19 protein-coding genes are annotated in these 24,897 nt (G+C 73.5%); 13 read left to right on the forward strand and 6 right to left on the reverse strand.

Annotation, left to right across the window (positions count from 1 at the left end; all coding sequences use genetic code 11):
- A partial coding sequence (locus ON36_RS06640) for an FAD-dependent oxidoreductase (RefSeq protein ID WP_157224804.1) occupies nucleotides 1-268 on the reverse strand: 268 nt, incomplete at its 3' end.
- Nucleotides 269-312: 44 nt separating this feature from the next.
- On the reverse strand, nucleotides 313-912 hold the full coding sequence (locus ON36_RS06645; RefSeq protein ID WP_052313711.1) for a TetR/AcrR family transcriptional regulator: 600 nt from the start codon (nucleotides 910-912) through the stop codon (nucleotides 313-315).
- A 201-nt stretch (nucleotides 913-1,113) separates the two neighbouring features.
- On the opposite strand from ON36_RS06645, the gene ON36_RS06650 reads away from it, so the two are divergent.
- A complete protein-coding gene (locus ON36_RS06650) occupies nucleotides 1,114-2,691 on the forward strand; it encodes an FAD-binding oxidoreductase (RefSeq protein ID WP_043649115.1) in 1,578 nt (525 codons plus the stop codon).
- Nucleotides 2,688-3,647 (forward strand): diacylglycerol kinase family protein, encoded by a 960-nt coding sequence (locus tag ON36_RS06655; protein WP_043649045.1) that lies wholly within the window; start codon nucleotides 2,688-2,690, stop codon nucleotides 3,645-3,647. Before ON36_RS06650 ends, ON36_RS06655 begins: the two co-directional genes overlap by 4 nt.
- A 37-nt stretch (nucleotides 3,648-3,684) precedes the next feature.
- Here the strand turns inward: ON36_RS06655 and ON36_RS06660 are convergent, their stop codons facing one another.
- On the reverse strand, nucleotides 3,685-4,398 hold the full coding sequence (locus ON36_RS06660; RefSeq protein ID WP_245557953.1) for an AAA family ATPase: 714 nt from the start codon (nucleotides 4,396-4,398) through the stop codon (nucleotides 3,685-3,687).
- Between the two features lie 310 nt (nucleotides 4,399-4,708).
- Between ON36_RS06660 and ON36_RS06665 the strand changes: the two genes are divergently transcribed.
- The 9 genes from ON36_RS06665 (at nucleotide 4,709) to proB (ending at nucleotide 17,253) form a co-directional block, all read left to right on the forward strand.
- Entirely contained in the window at nucleotides 4,709-7,390 is a 2,682-nt protein-coding gene (locus tag ON36_RS06665; RefSeq protein WP_043649047.1) for a valine--tRNA ligase, read from the forward strand.
- The gene (gene folC / locus ON36_RS06670) at nucleotides 7,387-8,847 is read left to right on the forward strand and encodes a bifunctional tetrahydrofolate synthase/dihydrofolate synthase (protein ID WP_043649050.1); all 1,461 of its coding nucleotides are present in this window, start codon (nucleotides 7,387-7,389) and stop codon (nucleotides 8,845-8,847) included. The genes ON36_RS06665 and folC overlap by 4 nt, the downstream gene beginning before the upstream one ends.
- Nucleotides 8,844-9,257, forward strand: a complete 414-nt coding sequence (locus tag ON36_RS06675; RefSeq protein ID WP_043649052.1) for a DUF4233 domain-containing protein — start codon at nucleotides 8,844-8,846, stop codon at nucleotides 9,255-9,257. The genes folC and ON36_RS06675 overlap by 4 nt, the downstream gene beginning before the upstream one ends.
- 59 nt (nucleotides 9,258-9,316) lie before the next feature.
- Nucleotides 9,317-9,730, forward strand: a complete 414-nt coding sequence (gene ndk, locus ON36_RS06680) for a nucleoside-diphosphate kinase (RefSeq protein ID WP_043649055.1) — start codon at nucleotides 9,317-9,319, stop codon at nucleotides 9,728-9,730.
- A gap of 405 nt (nucleotides 9,731-10,135) precedes the next feature.
- Complete coding sequence (locus ON36_RS06685) at nucleotides 10,136-13,435, forward strand: translation initiation factor IF-2 N-terminal domain-containing protein (RefSeq protein WP_043649058.1); 3,300 nt, start codon at nucleotides 10,136-10,138, stop codon at nucleotides 13,433-13,435.
- 374 nt (nucleotides 13,436-13,809) lie between these two features.
- Nucleotides 13,810-14,121, forward strand: coding sequence for a 50S ribosomal protein L21 (gene rplU / locus ON36_RS06690; protein ID WP_043649061.1), 312 nt, complete (start codon nucleotides 13,810-13,812; stop codon nucleotides 14,119-14,121).
- A 25-nt stretch (nucleotides 14,122-14,146) separates the two neighbouring features.
- A complete protein-coding gene (gene rpmA / locus ON36_RS06695) occupies nucleotides 14,147-14,413 on the forward strand; it encodes a 50S ribosomal protein L27 (RefSeq protein WP_043649064.1) in 267 nt (88 codons plus the stop codon).
- Between the two features lie 122 nt (nucleotides 14,414-14,535).
- Nucleotides 14,536-15,987: a GTPase ObgE gene (gene obgE, locus ON36_RS06700; RefSeq protein ID WP_043649067.1), complete on the forward strand. Its 1,452-nt coding sequence runs from the start codon at nucleotides 14,536-14,538 to the stop codon at nucleotides 15,985-15,987.
- 135 nt (nucleotides 15,988-16,122) lie between these two features.
- Nucleotides 16,123-17,253, forward strand: a complete 1,131-nt coding sequence (proB, locus tag ON36_RS06705) for a glutamate 5-kinase (protein ID WP_043649070.1) — start codon at nucleotides 16,123-16,125, stop codon at nucleotides 17,251-17,253.
- 1,113 nt (nucleotides 17,254-18,366) lie between these two features.
- On the opposite strand, the gene ON36_RS06710 is transcribed toward proB, so the two are convergent.
- The 3 genes from ON36_RS06710 to ON36_RS06720 are packed head-to-tail and all read right to left on the reverse strand — an operon-like array spanning nucleotide 18,367 to nucleotide 21,119.
- On the reverse strand, nucleotides 18,367-19,983 hold the full coding sequence (locus tag ON36_RS06710; protein ID WP_052313712.1) for a hypothetical protein: 1,617 nt from the start codon (nucleotides 19,981-19,983) through the stop codon (nucleotides 18,367-18,369).
- The gene (locus ON36_RS06715; protein ID WP_043649072.1) at nucleotides 19,983-20,351 is read right to left on the reverse strand and encodes a hypothetical protein; all 369 of its coding nucleotides are present in this window, start codon (nucleotides 20,349-20,351) and stop codon (nucleotides 19,983-19,985) included. Before ON36_RS06715 ends, ON36_RS06710 begins: the two co-directional genes overlap by 1 nt.
- A gap of 33 nt (nucleotides 20,352-20,384) precedes the next feature.
- On the reverse strand, nucleotides 20,385-21,119 hold the full coding sequence (locus ON36_RS06720; protein ID WP_043649120.1) for an ESX secretion-associated protein EspG: 735 nt from the start codon (nucleotides 21,117-21,119) through the stop codon (nucleotides 20,385-20,387).
- A gap of 168 nt (nucleotides 21,120-21,287) precedes the next feature.
- Between ON36_RS06720 and ON36_RS06725 the strand changes: the two genes are divergently transcribed.
- Entirely contained in the window at nucleotides 21,288-22,088 is an 801-nt protein-coding gene (locus tag ON36_RS06725) for a DUF5602 domain-containing protein (protein WP_043649074.1), read from the forward strand.
- A gap of 52 nt (nucleotides 22,089-22,140) precedes the next feature.
- Nucleotides 22,141-24,897 (forward strand): ATP-binding protein, encoded by a 2,757-nt coding sequence (locus ON36_RS06730; RefSeq protein WP_052313713.1) that lies wholly within the window; start codon nucleotides 22,141-22,143, stop codon nucleotides 24,895-24,897.

A 24,897-nucleotide genomic window follows, 5' to 3' on the forward strand; every position in this document is an offset into this window, starting at 1 on the left:
GTTCCACCGCGCTCTCGTGCGCGATGCCGACCTTGCCGCTCGCCAGGTAGCGCAGCCCGCCGTGCACGAGCTTGGAACTCCAGCGGCTGGTGCCGAAGGCCAGGTCGTGCCGCTCCACCAGCACGGTGCGCAGGCCGCGCAGGGTGGCGTCGAGGGCTACGCCGGCGCCGGTCACCCCGCCGCCGATCACCACCAGGTCGACCCGGGGGTCGTCACCGAGGTCGAGCAGGTCGCGGTCGCGGCGGGCGGCGTTCAGGGCGGATGTCATCACGGGGTCCTCGGTGCGGGGCGCGGGGCGCCGGTGGGGGAGCGTCACTCCCGGGGGATCAGATAGCCCTCGACCGTGGTGGCCAGCTCGGCGTCGAACTCCGCGCCGGCGAGCAGCTGCTCGATCGTGCCCGCCGACTGCACCGCCGACTGGGTGACCAGCAGCAGCATCGCGGCCAGCTGCTCCGGGTTGCCCGCCCGGATCGACCCGTCGGCCTGGCCCTCGCGGATGCCCGCGGCGAACAGGTCGATCAGGGTGCGCTGGTTGCGGCCGAGGCGGCCGAACACGTAGGTCAACATCAGGTCGGTGTCGGTGCGGAAGATCTTGGCGAACACCGGGTTCGACCGGATCGCGGCCGCGCCGGCGACGATGCCGCGGGTCAGCCGGTCCCGGGCCGGGCCGGTGGTCGGCATGGTCTCGCCGACGATCTGGCGTAGCTCGCGCACGAGGAGCTCGGCGATGAGGGTCGAGGTGTCGGGCCAGCGCCGGTACACCGTCGGCCTGCTCACGCCCGCGCGCCGGGCGACTTCGGTGAGGGTGGTGCGGCGCACCCCGAACTCGATGACGCAGGCCCGGGTGGCGTCGAGGATCGCCGAGTCGGTCGGCGAGAGTTCGGCGTCCAGGATGGTCGCGAGTTCGGTCATGTCGGTGTCACCGCCGGGGTCGAGGGTGGCGCCGGGGATGGCGGCGCCACGCGCGTGAGCTGGAAAGGCACAAGGGTATCGAGCGTTCCAGCGGGTCGGGCCGCACAGCGCGGCCCGGCTGCTTACTGCTTGACAATATATGTCAGACTGTAACGCATGGTCGAGTCGAACGTCGAGTACTCCGCTGCCGGGACGGCGCGCATGGTGTGGGACGCCTGGGGCGTGCCCGCCGGGCACAAACCCCTCTCCGACGGCATCCGCGCCCTGCTCACGCAGGTCTTCGGGATCTCCGGGCAGCCGGTGGCCCGGCGCGAGGAGGGCGAGGTCCCGCTGGTCCCGTCGGCCCTGAGTGAGACCGACCACACCGGGCTCGGCGCGCTCATCGGCCGCGAACACGTGCGGGTCGGCGACATCGACCGGCTCCGGCACGCCGGCGGCAAGAGCACCCCCGACCTGCTGCGCCGCCGCGCCGACGGCCCCCAGGACGCGCCCGACGCGGTGCTCTTCCCCGCCGACCACCGCCAGGTGCTCGACGTCCTCGCCTACTGCGCCGCCCACGGCCTCGCGGCCGTCCCCTTCGGCGGCGGGACCAGCGTGGTCGGCGGCGTCGACCCGGTGCGCGGCGGCTTCCCGGCGGTGGTCGCCCTCGACCTGCGCCGCCTGGACACCCTCACCGACGTCGACCCCGTCAGCGGCACCGCCACCCTCGGCGCCGGGCTCACCGGACCGCAGGCCGAGGAGAAGCTGGCCGAACACGGCCTCTCGCTCGGACACTTCCCGCAGAGCTTCGAGTTCGCCAGCATCGGCGGGTTCGCCGCCACCCGGTCCTCCGGGCAGGCCTCGGCCGGGTACGGCCGCTTCGACGACATGGTCGAACGCGTGCTGGTCGCGACCCCGCAGGGCACCGTCGACCTGGGCCGCGGGCCCGCCTCGGCCGCCGGGCCCGACCTGCGGCAGCTCTTCGTCGGCTCGGAGGGCACGCTCGGCGTCATCACCGCGGTCACCGTGCGGGTCCACCCGGTGCCGGACGCGGTCGTCCACGAGGCCTGGTCGTTCCCCGACTTCGCCACGGGCGCCGCCGCGTTGCGCAGCGTCGTGCAGACCGGCGCCGCGCCCACGGTCCTCCGGCTCTCCGACGAGGCCGAGACCGGCCTGAACCTGGCCCGCACGGCCGAGATCGGCGCGCCGCCGGTGTCGGGCTGCCTGGCCGTCACCACCTTCGAGGGCACCGTCGCGCACACCGGCGCCCGCATGCGGGAGGCCCGCGACCTGCTCGCCGCCGCGGGCGGCACCCCGCTCGGCCCGGAACCGGCCCGGCAGTGGGAACACGGCCGCTTCGGCGCCCCCTACCTGCGCGACGCCCTGCTCGACCTCGGCGTGCTGTGCGAGACCCTGGAAACCGCGACCAGCTGGTCGAACCTGGGCGCCCTCAAGGCCGCGGTCACCACCGCCCTGGTCGACGCCCTCGCCGCGCAGGGCACCCCGCCGCTGGTCATGTGCCACATCTCGCACACCTATCCGACCGGCGCCTCGCTCTACTTCACCGTCGTGTGCAAGCAGCTCGACGACCCGCTGACCCAGTGGTCGGCGGCCAAGCGGGCCGCCGGCGACGCCATCACCGGCACCGGCGGCACCATCACCCACCACCACGCGGTCGGCGCGGACCACCGCCCGTGGATGACCGCCGAGATCGGCGAACTCGGCGTGCGCGTGCTGCGCGCGGTGAAGCGCGAACTCGACCCCACCGGCATCCTCAATCCTGGAAAGCTGGTGCCGTGAGCAGTGATCCGGCCGCATCGGCGCGGCACGTCCTCGTCGTGACCAACCCGCACTCGGGTGCGGGCAAGGGGCACGACGTGTCCGCGGTCGTGCGGGCCCGCTGCGCCGCGCGGGGCGTGGCGGTCGCCGAGGTGCGCGCGCCGAACGCCGCCGAGTCCGCGCGGCTGGTGCGGGCGGCGATCGCCGACCCGGCGGCCCGGCCGGACGCGGTGGTCTGCGTCGGCGGCGACGGCCTGATGCACGTGCTGCTCGGCGCGCTCGCGGGGACGGGTGTCCCGCTGGGTCTGGTGCCCGCGGGCACCGGCAACGACCTGGCCCGTGAGCTGGGCGTCCCCACCGGCGACCCGGCGGCCGCGGTGGACGTCGTCCTGGACGGCCGCACGGCGGTCATGGACCTGGGCCGCCTCGCAGGCGCCGAGCCGCGCTGGTTCGCCACGGTCGCGGGCGCCGGCTTCGACGCGCGGGTCACCCTGCGCGCCAACCGGATGCGCCGCCCGCGTGGCCCGCTGCGCTACACCTTCGCGGCGGTCGCGGAGATCCTGGGCGGGCACACCCTGCCGTTCGAGATCGAGCTCGACGGCCTCGCGCCGGGCGCGCTGGACAATCCGGCGGGCGAGCGGGCCACGATCCGGACCGAGGCGGTCATGACGCCCATCGGCAACACCCGTACCTACGGCGGCGGCATGCTCATCTGCCCCGACGCGGTCGCCGACGACGGCTATCTCGACCTCACCGTGGTCGGGGCCGTGTCCCGGCTGAGCCTGGCCCGCCTGCTGCCCGCGCTGTCCGCGGGCAGACGCATCGACCATCCCGCCACCCGCCGCTACCGTGCCCGGCGCATCACGGTCTCCGCGCCGGGCGGTCTCGCCACCGCCGACGGCGAGGACATGGGTGCCCTGCCGGTCACCGCCGAGGTCGTGCCCGGCGCGCTGACGGTCCTGGTGCCCCGCCGCTGACGACGGGGTCCGGCCGCGCCCCCCGCGACCCGGTTCTCTAAGCGCCGGTCGCGGCTCCGTCCGCCGGCGAGGGGTGGAAGGCGAAGCGCCGCAGGCGGTCGAGCGCGGGGCGGTCGACGATCACGACCGACGCCGCGCCGAGCAGTTCGGGCCCCGCGATCGCGGCTCGGTCGCGGGCGCCGAGGTCGCGCATGAGCCGTTCCCAGCGGCGGCAGTGGCCGAGGAAGGCCAGGCCGTTGACCCGGCGTCCGCGCGCGTGCTGCCCGGTCCGCGCCTGTTCGGCGGGGACGTCGATCAGCACCATGTGCACCGGGCGCCCGCCGTGGCGCGCCCAGCCGGTGATCAGCCGCCTGCTCCAGCCGAAGGTCGCGCAGTCGTGCAGCGCCACCGGGCCGGGCTCGGTGCGCAGGGCGGTGCGCAGGGCGCGGTAGTGCGCCACGTGGACGACCGGCCGCCACAGCGGGTACGGCAGCCTGCCGAGCCGGTGCCGCAAGCGGTTTCGCGCCTGATGGGAGTCCAGGACCAGGGCGGTGGCCGCCACCGGCGCCTCGGCGTCGGCGCGGACGCCGAAGAAGCGCTGGAGCGCGGTGCTCTTGCCCGCGCCGGGCACACCCGCGAACACCACGACCGCGGCGGCGGGGTAGCGCAGCCCGGTGACCTCGTCGCCGCGCAGGTCGAGCACGGCGGCCGGGGCGATGATCTTTCCCGCCGGAGGGTCGGGGAAGTGGACGGCGTCGAGCGGGGGAGTCACCCTTCCCAGAATCCGTGAATTCGGGCATAACGGCAATAAGGGATTCCCCTGATTTCCCGGGGAGGTGCTGGGGCACAAGAGGATTCGGCGTGTCGGGTGCGTGTCGTCCGCCGGCACTGTGGCGTGGCCCACGGAATCTGAGAATTGCTTGTGGATTCCGGGTCGACCGCCGTTCGGGCGGTAGGATCACAGGTGTAGGCGGAAGCTTCGGTGTCCCTCATCCACCGAAGCTTCCGCCTCCTTCGTTTCTCCGGCCACACCCACGCAGGGGTGATTCGGACGGGTCGGCGCCGCCGCCTAGAATCGTCGCGTGACCAGCGGAGCCCCAGACAACTCGCGTAATCGTGCCGATGCCCTGCCCAAGAACTGGAACCCCGGTGAGGTAGAGGCCGACCTGTACGAGGGCTGGGTAGCGGCCGGTTACTTCACCGCCGACGCCTCCTCGGACAAGCCGCCGTACTCGATCGTGCTGCCCCCGCCGAACGTCACCGGCACCCTGCACATGGGCCACGCCCTCGACCACACCCTGATGGACCTGCTGACCCGCCGCAAGCGCATGCAGGGCTACGAGGTGCTGTGGCTGCCCGGCATGGACCACGCGGGCATCGCCACCCAGACCGTGGTGGAGAAGCAGCTCGCCGTCGACGGCAAGACCAAAGAGGACTTCGGCCGCGAGCTGTTCATCGACAAGGTCTGGGACTGGAAGCGCGAGAGCGGCGGCGCCATCCAGGGCCAGATGCGCCGCCTCGGCGACGGCGTCGACTGGAGCCGCGACCGCTTCACCATGGACGAGGGCCTCTCGCGCGCGGTGCAGACCATCTTCAAGCGCCTCTACGACGCGGGCCTGATCTACCGCGCCGAACGCCTGGTCAACTGGTCGCCGGTGCTGCAGACCGGCATCTCCGACCTCGAGGTGGACTACAAGGAGGTCGACGGCGAACTCGTCAGCCTGCGCTACGGCTCGCTCGACGACGACGAACCGCACGTCATCGTGGCCACCACCCGCGTGGAGACCATGCTCGGCGACACCGCGGTCGCGGTGCACCCCGAGGACGAGCGGTACGCGAAGCTCATCGGCTCGACGGTGTACCACCCGATCACGGGCCGCCAGATCCCGATCGTCGCCGACGACTACGTCGACCCGGAGTTCGGCACCGGCGCGGTGAAGATCACCCCCGCGCACGACCCCAACGACTTCGAGCTCGGCCTGCGCCACGGCCTGCCCATGCCGACCATCATGGACAAGACCGGCAAGATCGCCGACAGCGGAACCGAATTCGACGGCATGGACCGGTTCGAGGCCCGCGTCAAGATCCGCGAGCGGCTCGAGGCCGAAGGCCGCGTCGTCGGCCGCAAGCACCCCTACAAGCACCAGGTCGGCCACTCCGAGCGCTCCGGCGAGCCGATCGAGCCGCGCCTGTCCATGCAGTGGTGGGTCAAGGTCGAGGCCCTGGCCAAGGCCGCGGGCGACGCCGTGCGCCACGGCGACGTCGTCATCCACCCGCCGAGCCAGGAACCGCGCTGGTTCGACTGGGTCGACAACATGCACGACTGGACCATCTCGCGTCAGCTGTGGTGGGGCCACCGCATCCCGATCTGGTACGGCCCCGAGGGCGAGGTCGTCTGCGTCGGCCCCGACGAGACCGCGCCCGAGGGCTACGTGCAGGACCCCGACGTGCTCGACACGTGGTTCTCCTCCGGCCTGTGGCCCTTCTCGACCATGGGCTGGCCCGACGCTACCGACGAGCTGGCCAAGTTCTATCCGACCAGCGTCCTGGTCACCGGCTACGACATCCTGTTCTTCTGGGTCGCCCGGATGATGATGTTCGGCATGTACGTCTCCGACGACCCGGCCATCGCCGCCGGGAAGCCGGCCGCCGACCCGCAGGTGCCCTTCCGCGACGTCTTCCTGCACGGCCTGATCCGCGACGAGCACGGCAAGAAGATGTCGAAGTCGCGCGGCAACGGCATCGACCCCCTCGACTGGATCGAGTCCTACGGCGCGGACGCGCTGCGGTTCACCCTGGCCCGCGGCGCGCAGCCCGGCGGCGACCTCTCGGTCGGCGAATCGCACGCGCTTGCCTCCCGCAGCTTCGTCACCAAGCTGTTCAACGCGACCAGGTTCGCGCTCATGAACGGCGCGCACACCGGCGAGCTGCCCGCCCGGGAGCGGCTCACCGACACCGACCGCTGGATCCTGGACCGCCTGGACGCGGTGCGCGCCGAGGTCGACGCCGCCTACGACAACTACGAGTTCGGCAAGGGCTGCGAGGCGCTCTACCACTTCGCCTGGGACGAGCTCTGCGACTGGTACCTCGAGTTGTCGAAGGTGCAGTTCGCCGACTCGCCGGAGCGTGCGGAGTCGACCCGGCTCGTGCTCGGCCACGTCCTCGACGCCGTGCTGCGCCTGCTGCACCCGGCGATCCCGTTCGTCACCGAGTCGCTGTGGAAGGCGCTCACCGGGGGCGAGTCGGTGGTGATCGCGTCCTGGCCCGCCGCCTCGGGCGTGCCCGCCGACGAGACCGCCGCGCGCCGCATCGCCGACACCCAGCGCCTGATCACCGAGATCCGCCGCTTCCGCAGCGACCAGGGCCTGGCCGACAAGCAGAAGGTCGCCGCCCGGCTGGTCGGCCTCGACGGCGCCGACCTCGCCGGTTTCGCCGCGCCCGTCGCCAACCTGGCCCGCCTCACCGAGCCCGGCGACGACTTCGCCGCCACCGCCGAGGTGGAGGTGCGCCTGTCGAACGCCACGGTCACCGTCCAGCTCGACACGTCCGGCGCGATCGACCTCGACGCCGAACGCCGCCGCCTGGAGAAGGACCTGGCCACCGCGCGCAAGGAGCTCGACCAGACCACCGCCAAGCTCGGCAACGAGGCCTTCCTCGCCAAGGCGCCGCAGCCGGTGGTCGACAAGATCACCGGGCGGCGCGACGTCGCCGCCGCGGAGGTCGAGCGGATCACCGCCCGCCTGGCGGAGCTGAGCGGCAAGTGAACAACGCCGAGCCGGAACCGCAGTACGGCGGGACCGACCGGGCCGCGGCCCGGCTCGGCTCGGGTCCGTCCCCGGTCGAGCTGGCCGAGCTCGCGCTCGTCGAGGCCGAACTCGACAAGCGCTGGCCCGAGACCAAGATCGAGCCCTCGCTGACCCGCATCGCGACCCTGATGGACCTGCTCGGCTCGCCGCAGCGCAACTACCCGGCCATCCACGTCGCGGGCACCAACGGCAAGACCTCGGTCACCCGCATGATCGACGCCCTGCTCACCGCCCTGCACCGGCGCACCGGTCGCATCACCAGCCCGCACCTGCAGCTGGCGACCGAGCGCATCAGCATCGACAACGCCCCGATCACCCCGGCCCGCTACGTGGAGACCTGGCACGAGATCGAGCCGTTCGTGCAGATGATCGACGCGCAGTCCGAGGCGGCGGGCGGACCGGCCATGAGCAAGTTCGAGGTGCTCACCGGCATGGCCTACGCGGCCTTCGCCGAGGCGCCGGTCGACGTCGCGGTGGTCGAGACCGGGATGGGCGGCACCTGGGACGCCACCAACGTCATCGACGGGCAGGTCGCGGTCATCACCCCGATCGGCCTCGATCACATGGACTACCTCGGCCCCGACCTCGCCTCCATCGCCGCGGAGAAGGCCGGGATCATCAAGAAGGCCCCGGAGTCGCTCGTCCCCACCGACACGGTCGCGATCATCGCCCAGCAGGAGCCCGAGGTCATGGACGTGCTGCTGCGCCGGGCCGTGGAGGCCGACGCGGCGGTCGCGCGCGAGGGTTCGGAGTTCCGGCTGGTCGAGCGGCAGGTCGCCGTCGGCGGTCAGCTGGTCACCCTGCAGGGGCTCGGCGGCGTGTACGACGAGATCTTCCTGCCGCTGCACGGCGAGCACCAGGCCCGCAACGCGGCGCTGGCGCTGGCCGCGGTGGAGGCGTTCTTCGGCGCGGGCGCCGAACGGCAGCTCGACCTCGACGCGGTGCGCGCCGGGTTCGCGGGCGTCGCGAGCCCCGGCCGCATGGAACGGATGCGCAACGCGCCGACCATCTTCATCGACGCCGCCCACAACCCCGCGGGCGCCCGGGCCCTCGCCGCCACCCTCACCGGCGAGTTCGACTTCCGCAAACTCGTCGGCGTCGTCGCCGTGCTCGGCGACAAGGACGCGGGCGGCATCCTCGACGCCCTGGAGCCGGTGTTCGACGAGATCGTGGTCACCACCAACGGCTCGCCCCGCGCCCTCGACGTCGACAGCCTCGCGAACCTCGCCGTCCAGCGGTTCGGCGACGAACGCGTCGTCACCGCCGAGACCCTGCCCGACGCGCTCGAGACGGCCATCGCGCTGGCCGAGGAGTCCGGCGACGACGGCGACATCTCCGGCGCGGGCGTGGTGATCACGGGGTCCGTGGTGACCGCGGGCGCCGCGCGCGCCCTGTTCGGAAAGGACCCCGCATGACCGGGCAACGCGACGACGCGCCGGAGACCCCGCCGCCGGCGAACGATCCGTGGAAGGGGTTCCGCGGTGTCATGGCGGGCACCCTGATCCTGGAGGGGATCGTCGTCCTGCTCGCGCTGCCCGTCATCGCGGCGGTCGGCGGGGGCGTCACCTGGTTCTCGGGCACCTACATCGTCGTCGTGGCGGTGCTGATGTTCCTCGGCGCCGGTGTGCAGGGCAAACCCTGGGCCATCGGCTTCAACCTCGCGCTGCAGGTACCGGTCCTGATCGGCACCGTCTTCCACATCTCGATCGGCGTGATCGGGCTGCTGTTCGTCGCGGTGTGGGCCTTCATCCTGCTGCTGCGGATGGATGTCCAGCGCCGGATGGACGCGGGACTGCTGCCGAGCCAGCGCATGAAGCGGACCTAGTTTCCGGCGGCCGAGGGCCCGGTCGGCGCGGTGGCGAAGCCGCCGCTAATGTTACGGCCGTGACTGAGCAGACTTTGGTACTGATCAAGCCCGACGGTGTCGAGCGCGGCCTCGTCGGCGAGGTGCTCGCCCGCATCGAGCGCAAGGGCCTGACCATCAAGGCCCTTGAGCTGAAGAACGTGACCGAGCAGGTCGCCGGCGAGCACTACGCCGAACACGCCGAGAAGCCGTTCTTCGGTTCGCTCATCGAGTTCATCACCTCGGGTCCCGTCGTCGCGGCGATCCTGGAGGGCCCGCGCGCCATCGCCGCGTTCCGTCAGCTGGCGGGCGGCACCGACCCGGTCGAGAAGGCCACCCCCGGCACCATCCGCGGCGACTTCGGCCTCGAGACCCAGTACAACCTGGTCCACGGGTCCGACTCGCCCGAGTCCGCCAAGCGCGAAATCGGCCTCTGGTTCCCCGACTTCGCCTGACGACCGGCATGCTCGCCCGCCGTGTCCACCAGTGGATACGGCGGGCTGGAGCGCCGACGACAACCCGGACGCGAGCGCCGATGGCGATCATCGGTCGCCCCGTATGGGATACTGAACACGGTCGGGTTCCATTCGTGAACCCGGCCGGATGACATCGCGGTCGGCTGCCGATCATCGCTGCCGCGGACGCTCCCGTTGCTGGGGGTGCCCGTGCGGCACGCTGGACGATCGCTCGTTTCGCGAGGTCAAGCCGTACCGCCAGGCCCCACGTGCCGGCAGGTCCGCCCGACGATCCATCCGGGCGACCCACCGCACGCGGGGCGAGACCCAGATGACGATGCCCCCGCGCCGGCCGCGTCACTCCCGTCGCCGGGAGGAACGCGCCCGGGGGCCCGAGGAGACTTCGTGGCCGATCAAGAGCCGCTGGACACAACCACACAGGATGCCGATCAATTGCCGGAGCGAATTCGAGTTCATGCACTGGCCAAGCGGTTGGGGGTGACCAGCAAACGCATCCTGGCCAAACTGGCCGAGCTGGGCGCCGAAGCACGCAGCGTGCAGTCGAACGTCGACCGCGCGGTCGCCGAGAGCGTCCGTGACGCCCTCGCCGCCGCCGACGCCGAGACCGCGGACCCCGCGACCCCGCCCGCCGCCCCCGAGCGGACCCCCGCCCCCGCGGCGACCCCGGCGACCCCCGCTGCCGAGCAACCGGCCGCTCCCGCCGCCACCGAGCCCGCCGCGGGCGGGCTGTTCTCGGCGGTGGAGGACCCGCACGCGAGCCTGTTCACCCACCGCGAGACCGAGCCGGTCGCCGCCGAGCCGGTCGTGTTCGAGTCGGCCGCCGTCGCCGCGCCGCTGTTCCTGTCGCCCGATGTCGCGGCCGCCGAGGAGGCACGCCGTCGCCGCAAGGCCGAGCGCGAGGAACGGCGCGCCGAACCGGCCGCCGAGCCCGAGGCCGAGGCCGACGAGACCGACACCACCGCCGCCGACGACGAGCAGGACTCCGCCGAGAACGCCGGCGACGGTGACGGCGATCAGCAGCCGCGCCGCCGTCGCCGCGGCCGCCGCGGCCGTGGCCGTGGCCGTGGCGAGCAGGGCGGTGACGGCGAGGACGAGTCCGACTCCGACGAGGACGCGGAGCCCGCCGAGTCCGCCGCGACCACCGAGCCGGCCGCCGAGTCCGGCGAGCAGGCCGAGGACGCCGAAGACGAATCCGACGCCGAGGACGAGGACGCGCCGGAGGGCTCGAGCCGTCGCCGGCGTCGCCGTCGCCGCCGCAAGGTCGGTGGCGAGTCCGGTGACTCCGAGGCCGCCGACGACGACCCGCCGAACACGGTCGTGCACGAGCGCGAGCCGCGCAACAAGTCGCGCAACCGCGCCGCCGCCTCCGACGAGGTGCAGGGCATCTCCGGCTCCACCCGGCTCGAGGCCAAGCGTCAGCGCCGCCGCGACGGCCGCGAGGCAGGCCGCCGCCGCCCGCCGATCCTGACCGAGTCGGAGTTCCTGGCCCGCCGCGAGTCGGTGGACCGGGTCATGGTCGTGCGCGAGAAGACCTTCGAGGCCGCCGAGCACGCCCCGCACCACCAGACCACCACCCAGGTGGCGGTGCTGGAGGACAACATCCTCGTCGAGCACTTCGTCACCAGCTCCGGCCAGGCGTCGATGGTGGGCAACGTCTACCTCGGCAAGGTGCAGAACGTGCTGCCCTCGATGGAGGCGGCGTTCGTCGACATCGGCCGCGGCCGCAACGGCGTGCTCTACGCCGGTGAGGTCAACTGGGAGGCCGCCGGCCTCGGCGGCCGCGAACGCAAGATCGAGCAGGCCCTCAAGCCGGGCGACCAGGTGCTGGTCCAGGTCTCCAAGGACCCGGTCGGTCACAAGGGCGCTCGCCTGACCACCCAGATCTCCCTGGCGGGCCGCTTCCTGGTGTACGTGCCGGGCGGCACCTCGACCGGTATCAGCCGCAAGCTGCCCGACACCGAGCGCAAGCGCCTCAAGGAGATCCTGCGCGACATCGTGCCCGCCGACGCGGGCGTGATCATCCGTACCGCCTCCGAGGGCGTCAGCGAGACCGAGCTGGCCCGCGACGTGGAGCGGCTGCAGGCCACCTGGCGCACCATCTCCGAGGCCGCGGAGAAGGAGAGCGGCGCGCCGAAGACCCTGTACGAGGAGCCCGACCTCCTGGTCAAGGTCATCCGCGACCTGTTCAACGAGGACTTCTCCCAGCTGGTGATCGAGGGCGACCGCTCCTGGAACACCGTGGAGAACTACATCCGCACCGTCGCCCCGGACATGCTGTCCCGCGTCTCCCGCCACGAGAACACCGGCGGGCTCGACGTGTTCGGCAAGTACCGGATCGACGAGCAGCTGGCCAAGGCGCTCGACCGCAAGGTGTGGCTGCCCTCGGGCGGCACGCTGGTCATCGACCGCACCGAGGCGATGACCGTCGTCGACGTCAACACCGGCAAGTTCACCGGTTCGGGGTCGAGCAACCTGGAGGAGACCGTCACCAGGAACAACCTGGAGGCGGCCGAGGAGATCGTGCGCCAGATGCGGCTGCGCGACATCGGCGGCATGATCGTCGTCGACTTCATCGACATGGTGCTCGAGTCCAACCGCGACCTGGTGCTGCGTCGCCTGACCGAGGCGCTCGGCCGCGACCGCACCCGCCACCAGGTCTCCGAGGTCACCTCGCTGGGCCTGGTCCAGATGACCCGCAAGAAACTGGGCACCGGCCTGGTCGAGGCGTTCTCGACCACCTGCGAGCACTGCCACGGCCGCGGCATCCTCGTGCACAGCTACCCGGTGGAATCGGGCGGCGCGGCCGAGGAGCCCGCGGGCAAGACCCGCGAGAGCGGTTCGCGCCGCCGCCGCGGCCGCGACAAGGACTCCAGGGACAGCAAGGAGAAGGCCGCCACCCCGGCCCCGTCCACCAACGGCACCGCGCCCGCGGCCGAGCACAGCGAAGAGGACGCCGCCGTCAAGCGCGCGCACCCGGTCGCGCTCGCCATGGCCGCGCACCACACCGAGGACGGCGTCGAGCCGCTCGAGGTCGTCGCCGCCGAGCCCGCCGCGGACGCGGCGGTGGCGGTGGCCGAACCGGCCGCCGAGGCGCCTGCCAGGGGCGGGCGTACCCGCCGCCGGTCGGCCCGCCGGTCGGCCGCGTCCACGGCCGAGGCGGAGGCGGGCGATGCCGCCGAGGCGACGGTGAACGACGAGACGGCCGCCGAGGTGGCCGCCGCGCCTACCGCCGACGCCGGGGCCGTCCCGGAGGAGGCCCTCGCCGCCGCGACGGTGAACGACGAGACGGCCGCCGAGGTGGCCGCCGCGACGGCCGGCGCGGAGACCGCCGCCGAGGCGGCCGCGGCAGGCACCGATCCCGAGGCCGACGACGAGACGGCCGCCGAGATCGCGGCCGCGGGCGACGCCGCGCAGCGGGCCGCGACCGCGGCGGAACCGCAGGCGGAGGTGGCCGAAATCACCCCCGAGCCCGCGGCCCGCGCGCCGCGGCGCCGCCGGGTCGCGCGCTCGACCTCGGCCCCGGCCGCCGACAGCGCGGGCGCGGTGTTCGTCCTGTCCACCGAGCAGGCCCCGGCCGCGAAGGTGGTGGACTTCGACGCCGAGCCGGTGGTCGTCCCGGAGCGCAAGCCGCGCCGCCGGGCGGTCGGCCGCCCGGCCGGGCCCCCGCCCGCCGAGCAGAACTAGCCGCCGGGAATCGGTCGTCGCGGGCACCGGGATGCGGTGCCCGCGACGACCGACTCCCGGCAGCCCGCCGAATGCGGCGATCACTGCCCGGTTCTCGGCCGGTTTCCGCCGGATCGCCGCAGGTCGGTGCGCTGGTGAGCCGCATCCGTGCAGCGCCTTCGAGGCGCGAATTGGGTTAGCCCGAACTGGTCTGGTAGCCTTGACCAGTCGCAGCCCCGTGATGTGGCGCGCTCGGCCGAACAGCCGGGTGCCACCGAGGCCAGTGATCATCGCTCTCCCGGCGCAGGCGGGGATGAGCCCCAGCCGTAAGACAGTCGCGTCGCAGTTGTGGCGCGGGACGAGCACGATCAAACGTGAGTGGAGGAAGCCGACCGATGGCAGCGTACGCAATCGTCAAGACCGGCGGAAAGCAGTACAAGGTCGCGGTCGGTGACCTGGTGAAGGTCGAGAAGATCGAGGGTGCGCCCGGCACCGCCGTGGCCCTGACCCCGGTCCTCGTCGTGGACGGCGCCGAGCTGACCACCGATGCCGACAAGCTGGCCAAGATCTCCGTGGCCGCCGAGGTCGTCGATCAGACCAAGGGTCCGAAGATCCGGATCCACAAGTTCAAGAACAAGACCGGCTACCACAAGCGCCAGGGTCACCGTCAGCCGCTGACGGTCATCAAGGTCACCGGCATCAAGTAAGTCATCCCGAGGAGACGCAGAAGCTATGGCACATAAGAAGGGTGCATCCAGCTCCCGGAACGGCCGCGATTCGAACGCACAGCGCCTTGGCGTGAAGCGCTTCGGCGGCCAGAAGGTCAACGCGGGCGAGATCCTGGTCCGCCAGCGTGGTACTCACTTCCACCCCGGCGTCAACGTCGGCCGTGGCGGCGACGACACCCTGTTCGCCCTGGCGGCGGGCGCGGTCGAGTTCGGCACCAAGCGTGGCCGCAAGACCGTCAACATCGTCGTCCCGGAGCCGGCACAGGCCTGACCGCCTGGAGCGTGCTCCGCAAGACACACCGAAGAGCGGGTCAGGGTAGCAATCCCTGACCCGCTCTTCGCGTTCACTCACACTTACCGCAAACGACCAGTCAGAAGGAGGAGGATCGACCTATGTCCAAATTCATCGACCGCGTCGTACTGCACGTACGTGCCGGTAAGGGTGGGCACGGTTGCGCCTCGGTGCACCGCGAGAAGTTCAAGCCGCTCGGCGGCCCCGACGGCGGCAACGGCGGCAACGGCGGGGACGTGATCCTCGAGGTCGACGCCAACGTCCACACGCTGCTCGACTTCCACTTCCACCCGCACGCCAAGGCGGGCAACGGCAAGCCCGGCGAGGGCGGCAACCGCGACGGCAAGCAGGGCGCCGACCTGGTGCTCAAGGTGCCCGACGGCACCGTCGTCGTGGACAAGCACGGATCCATCGTCGTCGACCTGGTCGGCGCGGGGAACCGCTTCGTCATCGCCCGCGGCGGCCGCGGCGGCCTCGGCAACGCCTCGCTGGCGTCCAAGGCCCGCAAGGCGCCCGGCTTCGCGCTGCTCGGCGAGGACGGCGAGGAGATGGATGTCGTCCTCGAACTGAAGTCGGTCGCCGATGTCGGCCTCGTCGGCTTCCCGTCGGCGGGCAAGTCCTCGCTGGTGTCGGTGCTCTCGGCGGCCAAGCCGAAGATCGCCGACTACCCCTTCACCACCCTGGTGCCGAACCTGGGCGTGGTCGTCGCGGGCGACACCACCTTCACCGTGGCCGACGTGCCCGGCCTGATCCCCGGCGCCAGCGACGGCCGCGGTCTCGGCCTCGACTTCCTGCGCCACCTGGAACGCTGCGCGGTGCTGGCCCACGTGGTCGACTGCGCCACCCTGGAACCGGGCCGCGACCCCGTCTCCGACGTCGACGCGCTGGAGGCCGAGCTGGCCGCCTACAAGCCGGCGCTGGCCGGTGACGCCGGCCTGGGCGACCTGGCCGACAGGCCCCGCGTGGTCATCCTGAACAAGACCGACGTCCCCGACGCCGCCGAACTGGCCGAGATGGTGACCGAGGAGTTCGCCGCCCGCGGCTGGCCGGTGTTCGAGATCTCGGCGGTCAGCCGCGCGGGCCTGCGCCCGCTGACCTTCGCCCTGGCCGACATGGTGCACCAGTACCGGGTCGAGCACCCGAAGGCCGCGCCCAAGCGCCCTGTCATCCGCCCGATCGCGGTGGACGAGACCGGCTTCAGCGTCATCGCCGATCCGGAGCAGCCGGGCGGGTTCATCGTCCGCGGCACCCGGCCCGAGCGGTGGGTGCGCCAGACCCAGTTCGACAACGACGAGGCCGTCGGCTACCTGGCCGACCGCCTCGCCCGGCTCGGTGTCGAGGACGAGCTGGTCAAGCAGGGCGCCGAGCCCGGCGCCTACGTGACCATCGGCGACGTCAGCTTCGAATGGGAGCCGACCGTCTCCGCCGGTGTGGACATGGTGCCCACCGGCCGCGGCACCGACGTGCGCCTCGAGCGCAACGAGCGGATCGGCGCGGCCGAGCGCAAGCACGCCTCGCGGGTGCGGCGCGGTCTGGTGGACGACGAAGGCTAGGACGAACCGGGTCGCCCGCCGCGACGTTCGTCACGGTGGGCGACAGCGGTGCTGTCGGATCGGCATACTGCGGATGGCCCGGCCCCGGCCGGGGCGTGCATGGATTCGATTGCGGTGCAGGGAGTTTCGGTGGCTATGCAGGTGAACTCGGAAACAGGTCTCAGCGCGGCGCGCGAAGCGATCGTCGGCGCGCGCGCCGTCGTGGTCAAGATCGGCTCCTCGGCGCTGACCAGCCTGGAGGGCGGGCTCGACACCGACCGGCTCGACCGGCTCGCCGACGCCGTCGAGGCGCGCATGCGGGCCGGGTCGGACGTCGTCGTCGTGTCCTCGGGCGCGATCGGCGCCGGGATCGCCCCGCTCGGCCTGTCCAAGCGCCCCAAGGACCTGGCGACCAAGCAGGCCGCGGCCAGCGTCGGCCAGCTCGCCCTCGCCCACGCCTGGGGCACCTCCTTCGCCCGCTACGGCCGCACCGTCGGCCAGATCCTGCTCTCCGCCGACGATTTCGCGCGCCGCGAGCACCACCGCAACGCCCAGCGCACCCTGGACCGGCTGCGCTCGCTCGGCGCGGTCGCGGTGGTGAACGAGAACGACACCGTGGCCACCGAGGAGATCCGGTTCGGCGACAACGACCGGCTGGCCGCGCTCGTCGCGCACCTCGTCGGCGCGGACGCGCTCGTGCTGCTCTCCGACGTCGCGGGCCTCTACGACGGCGATCCCCGCAAGGGCGCCGCCACCTTCATCCCCGAGGTGCGCAGCAGCGCCGACCTCGACGGCGTCATCGCGGGCAGCGGCGGCACGCTGGGCACCGGCGGCATGGCCTCGAAGCTGTCGGCCGCCCGCCTGGCCGCCGACGCGGGCATCCCGGTGCTGCTCGCCTCGGCCGCCGACGCCGCCACCGCCCTGTCCACCGGCGGGGTCGGCACCGCGTTCGCCGCGCGCCCGATCCGCCTGTCCGGCCGCAAGTTCTGGGTCAGGCACGCCGCCGACAGCCGCGGCGCGCTGCACCTGGACGCGGGCGCGGTCGACGCGGTCGCCGGCCGCCGCCGTTCGCTGCTGGCTGCGGGCATCGTGGGTGTGCGCGGCCGCTTCTTCGGCGGCGACGTCGTCGACCTGGTCGGCCCCGACAACGAGGTCGTCGCGCGCGGCGTCGTCGAATACGACAGCACCGAGCTGGCGGGCATGCTCGGCCGCTCGACCACCGAGCTCCCCGATTCCATGCAGCGCCCGGTCATCCACGCCGACGACCTGGTGGTCGTCGGCTCCTGACCGCGCCCGCCGTCGTCCTCGGTGCTGGGTCGGTCGTCGGCGTCGGACGTCCCAAGCGAGTTCGCGGATCTCCGGGTGATGACGGCGTCGCGGGGATCGGAAAGGACCGGGACGCTGTCGAGGGGTGCGCCGATGCCCGAGGCGAAGGCGGGACAGTAGCCGGAGTCGGGTTCGAGCGGACCAGGCCCGGTCCTCGGGCCGTTCGTTCCCCACGGTGTTCGTCGCGCGGGGAGGCGTCCGGCGCGCGAGCCTCGTATGGGTCGAGACCGGACGCGGTGTGGCCGGCCGGCGAGCCCTACCCGGCCAGAGCTGCGGCACGATCGCGTCTCCAGCGAAGTGAGTAGCTGCCGTCGGTGTGGACGAGAGCCACCTCGGATCATGGCCCGCCGCCCGGCATCGCGCGCGGGAGTTCTAGGTCGTCGGGGGCGGCATGGTCGCCTTGGTCGAGCCGGCAACCGGGCTGTCGGTTGCCGAACCCGCCGCCTCCGCGTCTGCGGCGGACGGTACTCGGCCGTCGGGATGGCTATGGCCGCTGGCTGGCTGAGCCGCGTCGGCGCCGGCCCGGTTCCGGCGGTGCCGCCCGGCCCAGTTCGCGGGTCGTGTTCGGTTGCCGGGGGCGTGCGGGCTGTATGGCTCGAAATCTTGTCGGTGCCGGGCGTTGCGGCAGTTGTCGGCACGCCGCCGGGTGCGGGCCGAGGGCAGTGCTCGGTCGTCGCGGTCGCGTTGGTCGTGGGCTGGTTGAGCCACGTCGGCGGTGGCCCGGGTTCCGACAGTGCCGCCCGAGCGGTCCGCGGGTCGGTTCGATTGTCAGGGGCGCGGGGCCGTGCGGGGTGAAATCTTGCCGGTGCCGGGCGTTGCGGCAGTTGTTCCCGGCATACCGCCCGGGCGTGGGCCGGGGCGGTGCTCGTTCGTCGGGGTGGCGCGGTGGTCGTGGGCTGGTTGAGCGGCGTCCGCGGACGCCCGGTTCCGGCGGTGCCGCTCGGTCCGGTCCACAGGTCGTGTTCGGTTGTCGGGGGGCGCGATGGTCGTGCGGGTCGAAACCGCGTCGGCTCGGGGGTGCGGCAGCTGCTCCCGGCGCGCCGCCCGGGTGCGGCCGCGGGCGGTGCTCGCTCGTCAGCGTGGCGCGATGACCCCGGGCTGGTCGAACTCGGTCGGTGCCGGGCGCTGGGTCGTCGGCGCGGGCGCGGAGTCCGCGGCCTCCGGGATGGGGCCGGTGACGCCGGGCTGCCCACCCGGGTCGGCGGGACCGGCCGGGGCCGGTGGCAGGTCAGGGAGACGCGGAGCGGTGTGGCCCGCGTCGGGAACCGCCGCGGGCGGGGGAGCGGGCGGCTGGACCGTGGACGGCGCGGGCTGCGGAGGCTGCTGGGTCGTGCCCGCCGGGGGAGCGTCCGGAGCGGGCGGTTGCGTGCTCGGGGGTGGCTGCGGAGTGGTGCCTGCCGGGGGCGCGTCCGGTGCCGGGGTGTGCGGGTTCGTCGGGCCCGGATCGGGATCGGTCGGTGGGGTGACCGGTTCGGGTGCGGGAGCGGGGGTTTCGGGGACCGACGCCGACGGGGCGGGAAGTCCGGGCGTCGCCGGCGCGGGTGCTTCGGGCGCAGCCGGTGGCGCGGGTGTCTCCGGCGCTACCGAAGGCGCCGGAGTCCCCGGTGGGGTCGATGGTGCCGGAGTCTCTGGCAGTGCCGACGGTGCGGGGGCCTCGGGTGCTGGTGGTGGCGCGGGAGTTTCGGTCGCCGACGGGGCGGGCGTTCCCGGTGTCGCCGAGGGCGCCGGTGTCTCCGGTGTCGCCGAGGGGGCGGGCGTCTCCGGTGTCGCCGAAGGGGCGGGAGTCCCGGTCGCCGGCGGCGCCGTGGTGCTCGGCGGCTGGGGTGTGGTTGTCGGGGGCGTGGACGGTTCCGTCGTCGGCGGCGGCGTGGTCGTCGGGCCCGGATCGGTCGTGGTCGGCGGCGTGGTGGCCGACGGGGCCGGGGTCGGGGTGGCGGAGCCGCCGGGGGGTGTGGCCGTCGGCTCGGGCGCGGCCCCGGGAGCCGACGGGTTCGCCCCGTTGCCGCCGGGCTCGCCGGAAGCGCCCGGCGCACCGGAGGTCCCGGCGCCGGGCCCGTCGGTGCCGCTGCCGCCGGGCGCGGATTCGCCCGTCCCCGTGCGTGTCCCGCCGGACCCGTTGCGTGGCGCGCGGGTACCGAGGCCGCCCCACACGGGGTTGTCGGGGATCGCGGGCAGGGCGGGGACGGCGGTGCCGGCCAGGGTGTAGGCGGGTTTGTAGATCATGTTCATCGCCAGCACGGCCTCCTGGCGGACGGTCTCGGCGGCGATCTGGGCGTCGATGACGTGGGCGGCCTCGAGCAGGCGGGCGACGGTACCGAGCGGTCCGGCCGAACCGGGCGGCACCACTGCCAGTTTCACGGCTTCGGCCGCCGCGGCGACGGCGCCGAGCCGGGCGCCCACGTCGGCCAGTACGGTGGCCAGCTCGTCGACGGCGCCCGCGAAGCTGCGGGTGGCGGCCTCGGCCGCGTCGGCGGCGGCTCCGGTCCACGCGGCCTCGTTCATGACGCGGTCGCTGTCGGTGCGGGTGAGCGGCATGGTCGAGGCCAGGGTGGCGGCGGTCTCGAGCCAGGCCGAGGACGCGGCGAGCAGGGCGGCCGCGTCGATCTGCTGGGTGCGGGCGTAGATGTGTTCGTGCGGGAGCGATTCGAAATGCTCCATCGCGCTGATGTAGGTGGGATCGGTGCCGCTCATCAGCGCACTCTCGTCTCGATCGCGCGCAGCGCGGCCGCGGCCGCGGCGTCGGCCTCGTCGTAGAGTCCGGCGCTGAGCAGGAAGGCCTCTTTCATCCGGTAGGCGGCTTCGATGTAGTGGTCGAGCAGTTCGGCGGCGTCGCGGGCCTTGTGCGCGAAGCCGGCCTGCAGCTGCTGGGCGGACACGAATCCCCCGAATCCGGTCACCTCGCTCGCCGCTTCGAGTCGGCCGCGCATCTGCAACAGCCGGTCGGCCTGCTGTTCGTAGACGGCCGCGCACCGGCGGGCGGCGTCCGGGTCGAAACTCATCGAACCCGCGGCGGCTTGGCGGAACCGGGCGATATCGGTCCGGCTGTCCTGAATGGTCAAGCGAATCCCCTCCCTCGAGTTCGAAGTCTCAGGCTAACCCGTCCGCCTGACGCCGGAACTGTGCGCCGGGGCGATGCGGCGCTGGAGCTGAGCGGCCAATTGGGCAGGTGCGGCGGGTACGACGTGCACTGTTTCCCCGGCGCGCAGCAGATATCGGCCGTCCCCCTCGACGTCGATCCAGCTGTAGTGGACGGGCGGTGTCGGTGTGTCGCGGTCGAGCCCGGTCTCGATCCGGATGTGCCCCTCCGCGGTGTGCGGCTTGCGCAGCAGGCGCTGGATGCGCGGCACGGCGGGGTGCGCGGCGAGTACCGTCTCCTCGTCGCGGACGGCCTCGGCGCCTGCTTCGCGCGCCGCCTCGCGTCCGCCCGGCGTCCGCGGCAGGCAGGCGGTGACGCGGGCGCCGATGTCGGCGGTGTGCCCGATCGAGATCCGCACGCCGCCACCGTAATCCGCGCGCGGGCCGGGATCCTGGACGACCAGCACCGCCCGGTCGTAGACGGTCGCGGCCAGGAGGCGGATCTCGCTGCCGGGCGTGTGCCCGCCGCCGATGAGGACCGCGCGCGTGTGCGGTTCGGCCAGGATGCGCAGACAGGCCGCGAGGTCGGGATCGCCGCCCGGGGGTAGTCGCTCGTCGAGGCGCAGGCGAAGGCGGGCCGCGTCGTCGGCGGTCCGGGGCGACTCGAGCAGCCGGATCGGAAACGGCAAGCGGTCCTGCCCGGTCTCGCGCCAGACATGCGCGAATTCATCCGGGGTGAACGTCCAACCCATCGCCGATCCCATCCTCACCGAACCAGGACGGTCATCAGCCTAACGGTCGAACCCCCGAAACGTCAGGCTCGGACCGGAAGGAGATGAGTACCGGAATGAGTATTTCGGCGGACGTTGTGCCGCAGCGGTCTTCCTACCCTCACGAGGGAACCGGAGATCGGAGGAGTCATGGCACATCGCCTGGCGGCGGCGGTGGCCGCCGCGCTGCTGGCCGCGGGCCTGGTGGCCTGCTCGGACGGCGACGACGGCCCGCACACCTACTACGGCGCCGAGCGCGCCATGGGCAACGGCCAGATCCGCACGTTCGTGACCACCGACGGTGACGGCACGCCCACCGAGGTCGGCCTGCGCATCCAGGAGGACGCCGTGCAGGGCCTGCCCGCGGGCGACGGCATGTCGATGACGGCGCCGATGGCCAGCCCCGCGCTGGCGCTGCCCGAGCAGGCCGCGGGCACCGTCGTCGACCATCTCACCTTCGACTGGGTGCCGCACGGGCACCCGCCGGTCGGCGTGTTCGATCAGCCGCACTTCGACACGCACTTCTATTTCGTCGACGCCGCCGCCGTGCAGGCGATCGACCCGGCCGACCCGGACTTCCTCACCGAGGCCGCCGTCGAGCCCGCCCCCCGGTACATGCCCGCGGGATACGTCACGATCCCCGGCGAACCCATCGAGGCGCAGGCGGTGCCCTACATGGGTGTGCACTGGGTGAACCCGGCCGGGGTGGTCCCCGGCCAGTTCACCCAGACCCTGATCAACGGCGCCTGGAACGGGCAGTACATCTTCACCGAGCCGATGTTCACCCGCGAATGGCTGCTGACGAAGCCGGACTTCTCCGGCGAGATCGCCCAGCCGCAGGCGTACCAGCACACCGGCCGCTACCCGACCACCTACGCCATCACCTTCGACGACCAGAGCAAGGAGTATGTGGTCACCCTCGGCGGGATGACCGAACGCACCGCTTCCTGAGCCTCGGCACGCCTCCCACCTGCGAGTACTCTGAGGTACTCGGAGGTGAGGTGTGGCAACCGAGCTGATCGGGCGCGACGCCGAGCTGGCCGAGCTGCTCGCGCGGCTCGGCGAGGCGGTGTCCGGGGAACCCCAGATGGTCGTCTGTTCCGGCGAGGCGGGCATCGGCAAGACCAGACTGGCGGCCGAGCTGGCCGGCCGGGCCCGGCTGCGCGGGGTGCGCACACTGTGGGCGCGGGCCCTCGAACTGCCCGACACCCCGCCGTTCTGGCTGTGGCGCCAGGCGCTGGACGGTGCGGCGCCGGAGCCGGGCACCACCGTCGACCGCATCGCTCTGTTCGACGGCTTCGGGGCCGCCCTCGCCGGTGCCGACCACGGCACGCTGCTGGTCATCGACGACGTCCACTGGGCCGACGAGCCGTCGCTGCAGGCCCTGCTGCACGTGGTCCGCACCCTGGGCCGGCGCCGGATCATGCTGTGCGTCACCCTGCGCGACGACGTCGCCGGGCCGGGCTGGCAGGCCGTGGCGCCGGAGCTGCTGCGCGAGCCGGTGACCGGCTGGTTGGTGCTGCGTGGGTTGTCCCCGGACGACGCCGCCCGCTGCCTCACCGCCGAGGCGGGCCGCGCCCTGCCGTGCGACCTCGCCCGCGACGCCTACGACATGACCGCGGGCAACCCGTTCTACCTGCGGGAACTCGGCCGTTCCCTGCGCGGTTCGGGCACCGACGAGCTCGGCCTGCCCGCGAGCCTGCGCGAGGTGGTCCGCGGCCGGATGGCGCCGCTGTCGGACGCGGCGCGGGAACTGCTGTGGGCGGCGGCCATCCTCGGCGACACCTTCGCCCTCGCGGTGGCCGCGCGCCTGACCGACCGCACCGCCGCCGAGATCCTGGCCCCCGTCGACGAGGCCATCGACGCGGGGCTGCTGGCGGTGGGCGACGAGCCGGGGCAGGCGCGGTTCGCGCACGCGCTGGTCCGCACCGCGCTGCTGGACGGGCTGTCGCTGTGCAGGCGCGTCGAGCTGCACGAACGCGCCGCCCGGGCGATCGAGGCGCTGTATCCCGACGCCGAGGAGGCGAACGCGGCCGCGCTGGCCTGGCACTGGGCCAACGCGGCGGTCGCCGGCGCGCAGGAGCCCGCCGCCCGCTGGGCCCGCCGCGCCGCCGACCTCGCCCGCCGCGAACTCGCCTTCGAGGAGGCCGTCCGCCTGTACGGGCTGGCCCTGAACCACACGGCGGGCCGCGGCCCCGGCGACCGGGGCGCGTTGCTGCTGGCCCGCGCCGACGCCGCCCTGCGCGCGGGGGACCGGTGCGCGGCCAGGGCCGACTGCGTCGCGGTGCGCGAGCTGGCCCGCCGCAACGACCTGCCGGTCCTGCTGGCCGAGGCGGCGCTGGTGTGCGAGCCGATCGGGGACCGCACCTGGGACCGGGACCTGGCCCAGTGGTGCGCCGAGGCGCTGGCCGACGCGCGGGTCCCGCCGTCGCTGCGGGCCCGCCTGCACGCGCGCGCCACCGAGACCGCCGTCTACCTCGGGAGGCTCGACGGCGTCGCCGAATCCAGCCGCGCCGCGCTGGAACTGGCGGGCGACAGCGGCGACCCCGCCGTGCTGGTCGCCGCGCTGCGCGCCCGTCAGCTGGCGTGCAGCGGCCCCGATCACCGCGACGAGCACCCGGAGCTGGCGGCGCGGATGATCCGGGCGGGGGAGCGGCTGCGCGATCCGGCGGTGGAGATGTGGGGCAGGTTGTGGGCCATCGACGCGCACTGGGAGCGCGCGGATCTGGCCGAGGTCGGCGGGGAGCTGTCGCGGTTGCGCTGGTGCGTCGAGCACACCGGCGGCCCGATGGCGCGCTGGCACCTGCTGGTCGCCGAGGCGGCGCTGGCCCAGGCGCACACCGACTTCGACGAGGCCCTGCGCCTGGCCGGTGAGGCGCACACGCTGGCGTGCGCGCTCGGTCATCCGGCGGGTGACGGCGCGTACCGGGCGCTGTGCGTGGCCGTCGGCCACCATCGCGGCCATGCCGGGCCCGCGCTCGAACCCGTGCCGGCACCGCGGTACGGCGAGGTCCGCAACGAGCTGTTCGCCGCCCTCGGCACCGCGTTCCCGCTCGTGGACAGCGGCCGGGTCGCCGACGCCGAACCGCTCTATCGCGGACTCGGGCCGCCCGCGCGGTGGCGGGTGCCGCCGTACTTCCTGCTCGACGTCCTCGCGGTCGGCGGCGCGATCGCGCTCGCCCTGGGCCGCGTCGAGGACCTGGCCTGGTTCCGCCGCCGGTTGCGGCCCTACCGCGGCGGGCACGTCACCGGGGGCAGCGGCAACGCCCACTACCTCGGCCCGGTCCCGCTGTGGCTCGGCCGGTTCGCGCTCGGGCTCGGCGACGTCGAGACCGCCGCCGCCGAACTGACCGCCGCCGCCGACATCGCCCGGGCCTGCGGCACACCGGGTTTCGTGGTGGAGGCCGACTGCGAACTGGCCGAACTGCTGGCCTCGACGGGCGCCGCCGCCGAGGCCGCCGCCGTCGCCCGGGACGCGCTGCCCCAGGCCAGGGCCGCGGGCATGACGCCGTGGATCGCCCGTCTCGACCGGCTGCTGACCGCCACCGCGCCCGCGCCCGGGCTGACCCCGCGCGAGAGCGAGGTGGCCCGGCTGGTGGCGGCCGGGCTGAGCAATCGCGAGATCGCCGACGCCCTGGTGCTCTCCGAGCGCACCGCCCAGAACCACGTGCAGCACATCCTCACCAAGCTGGGCTTCGCCAAGCGCGGGCAGATCGCCGCCTGGGTGGGTTCCGGCGCGACCGCACCCGATCCGCGCTGA

This window comes from Nocardia thailandica NBRC 100428, from assembly GCF_000308795.1.
GTDB lineage: Bacteria > Actinomycetota > Actinomycetes > Mycobacteriales > Mycobacteriaceae > Nocardia > Nocardia thailandica.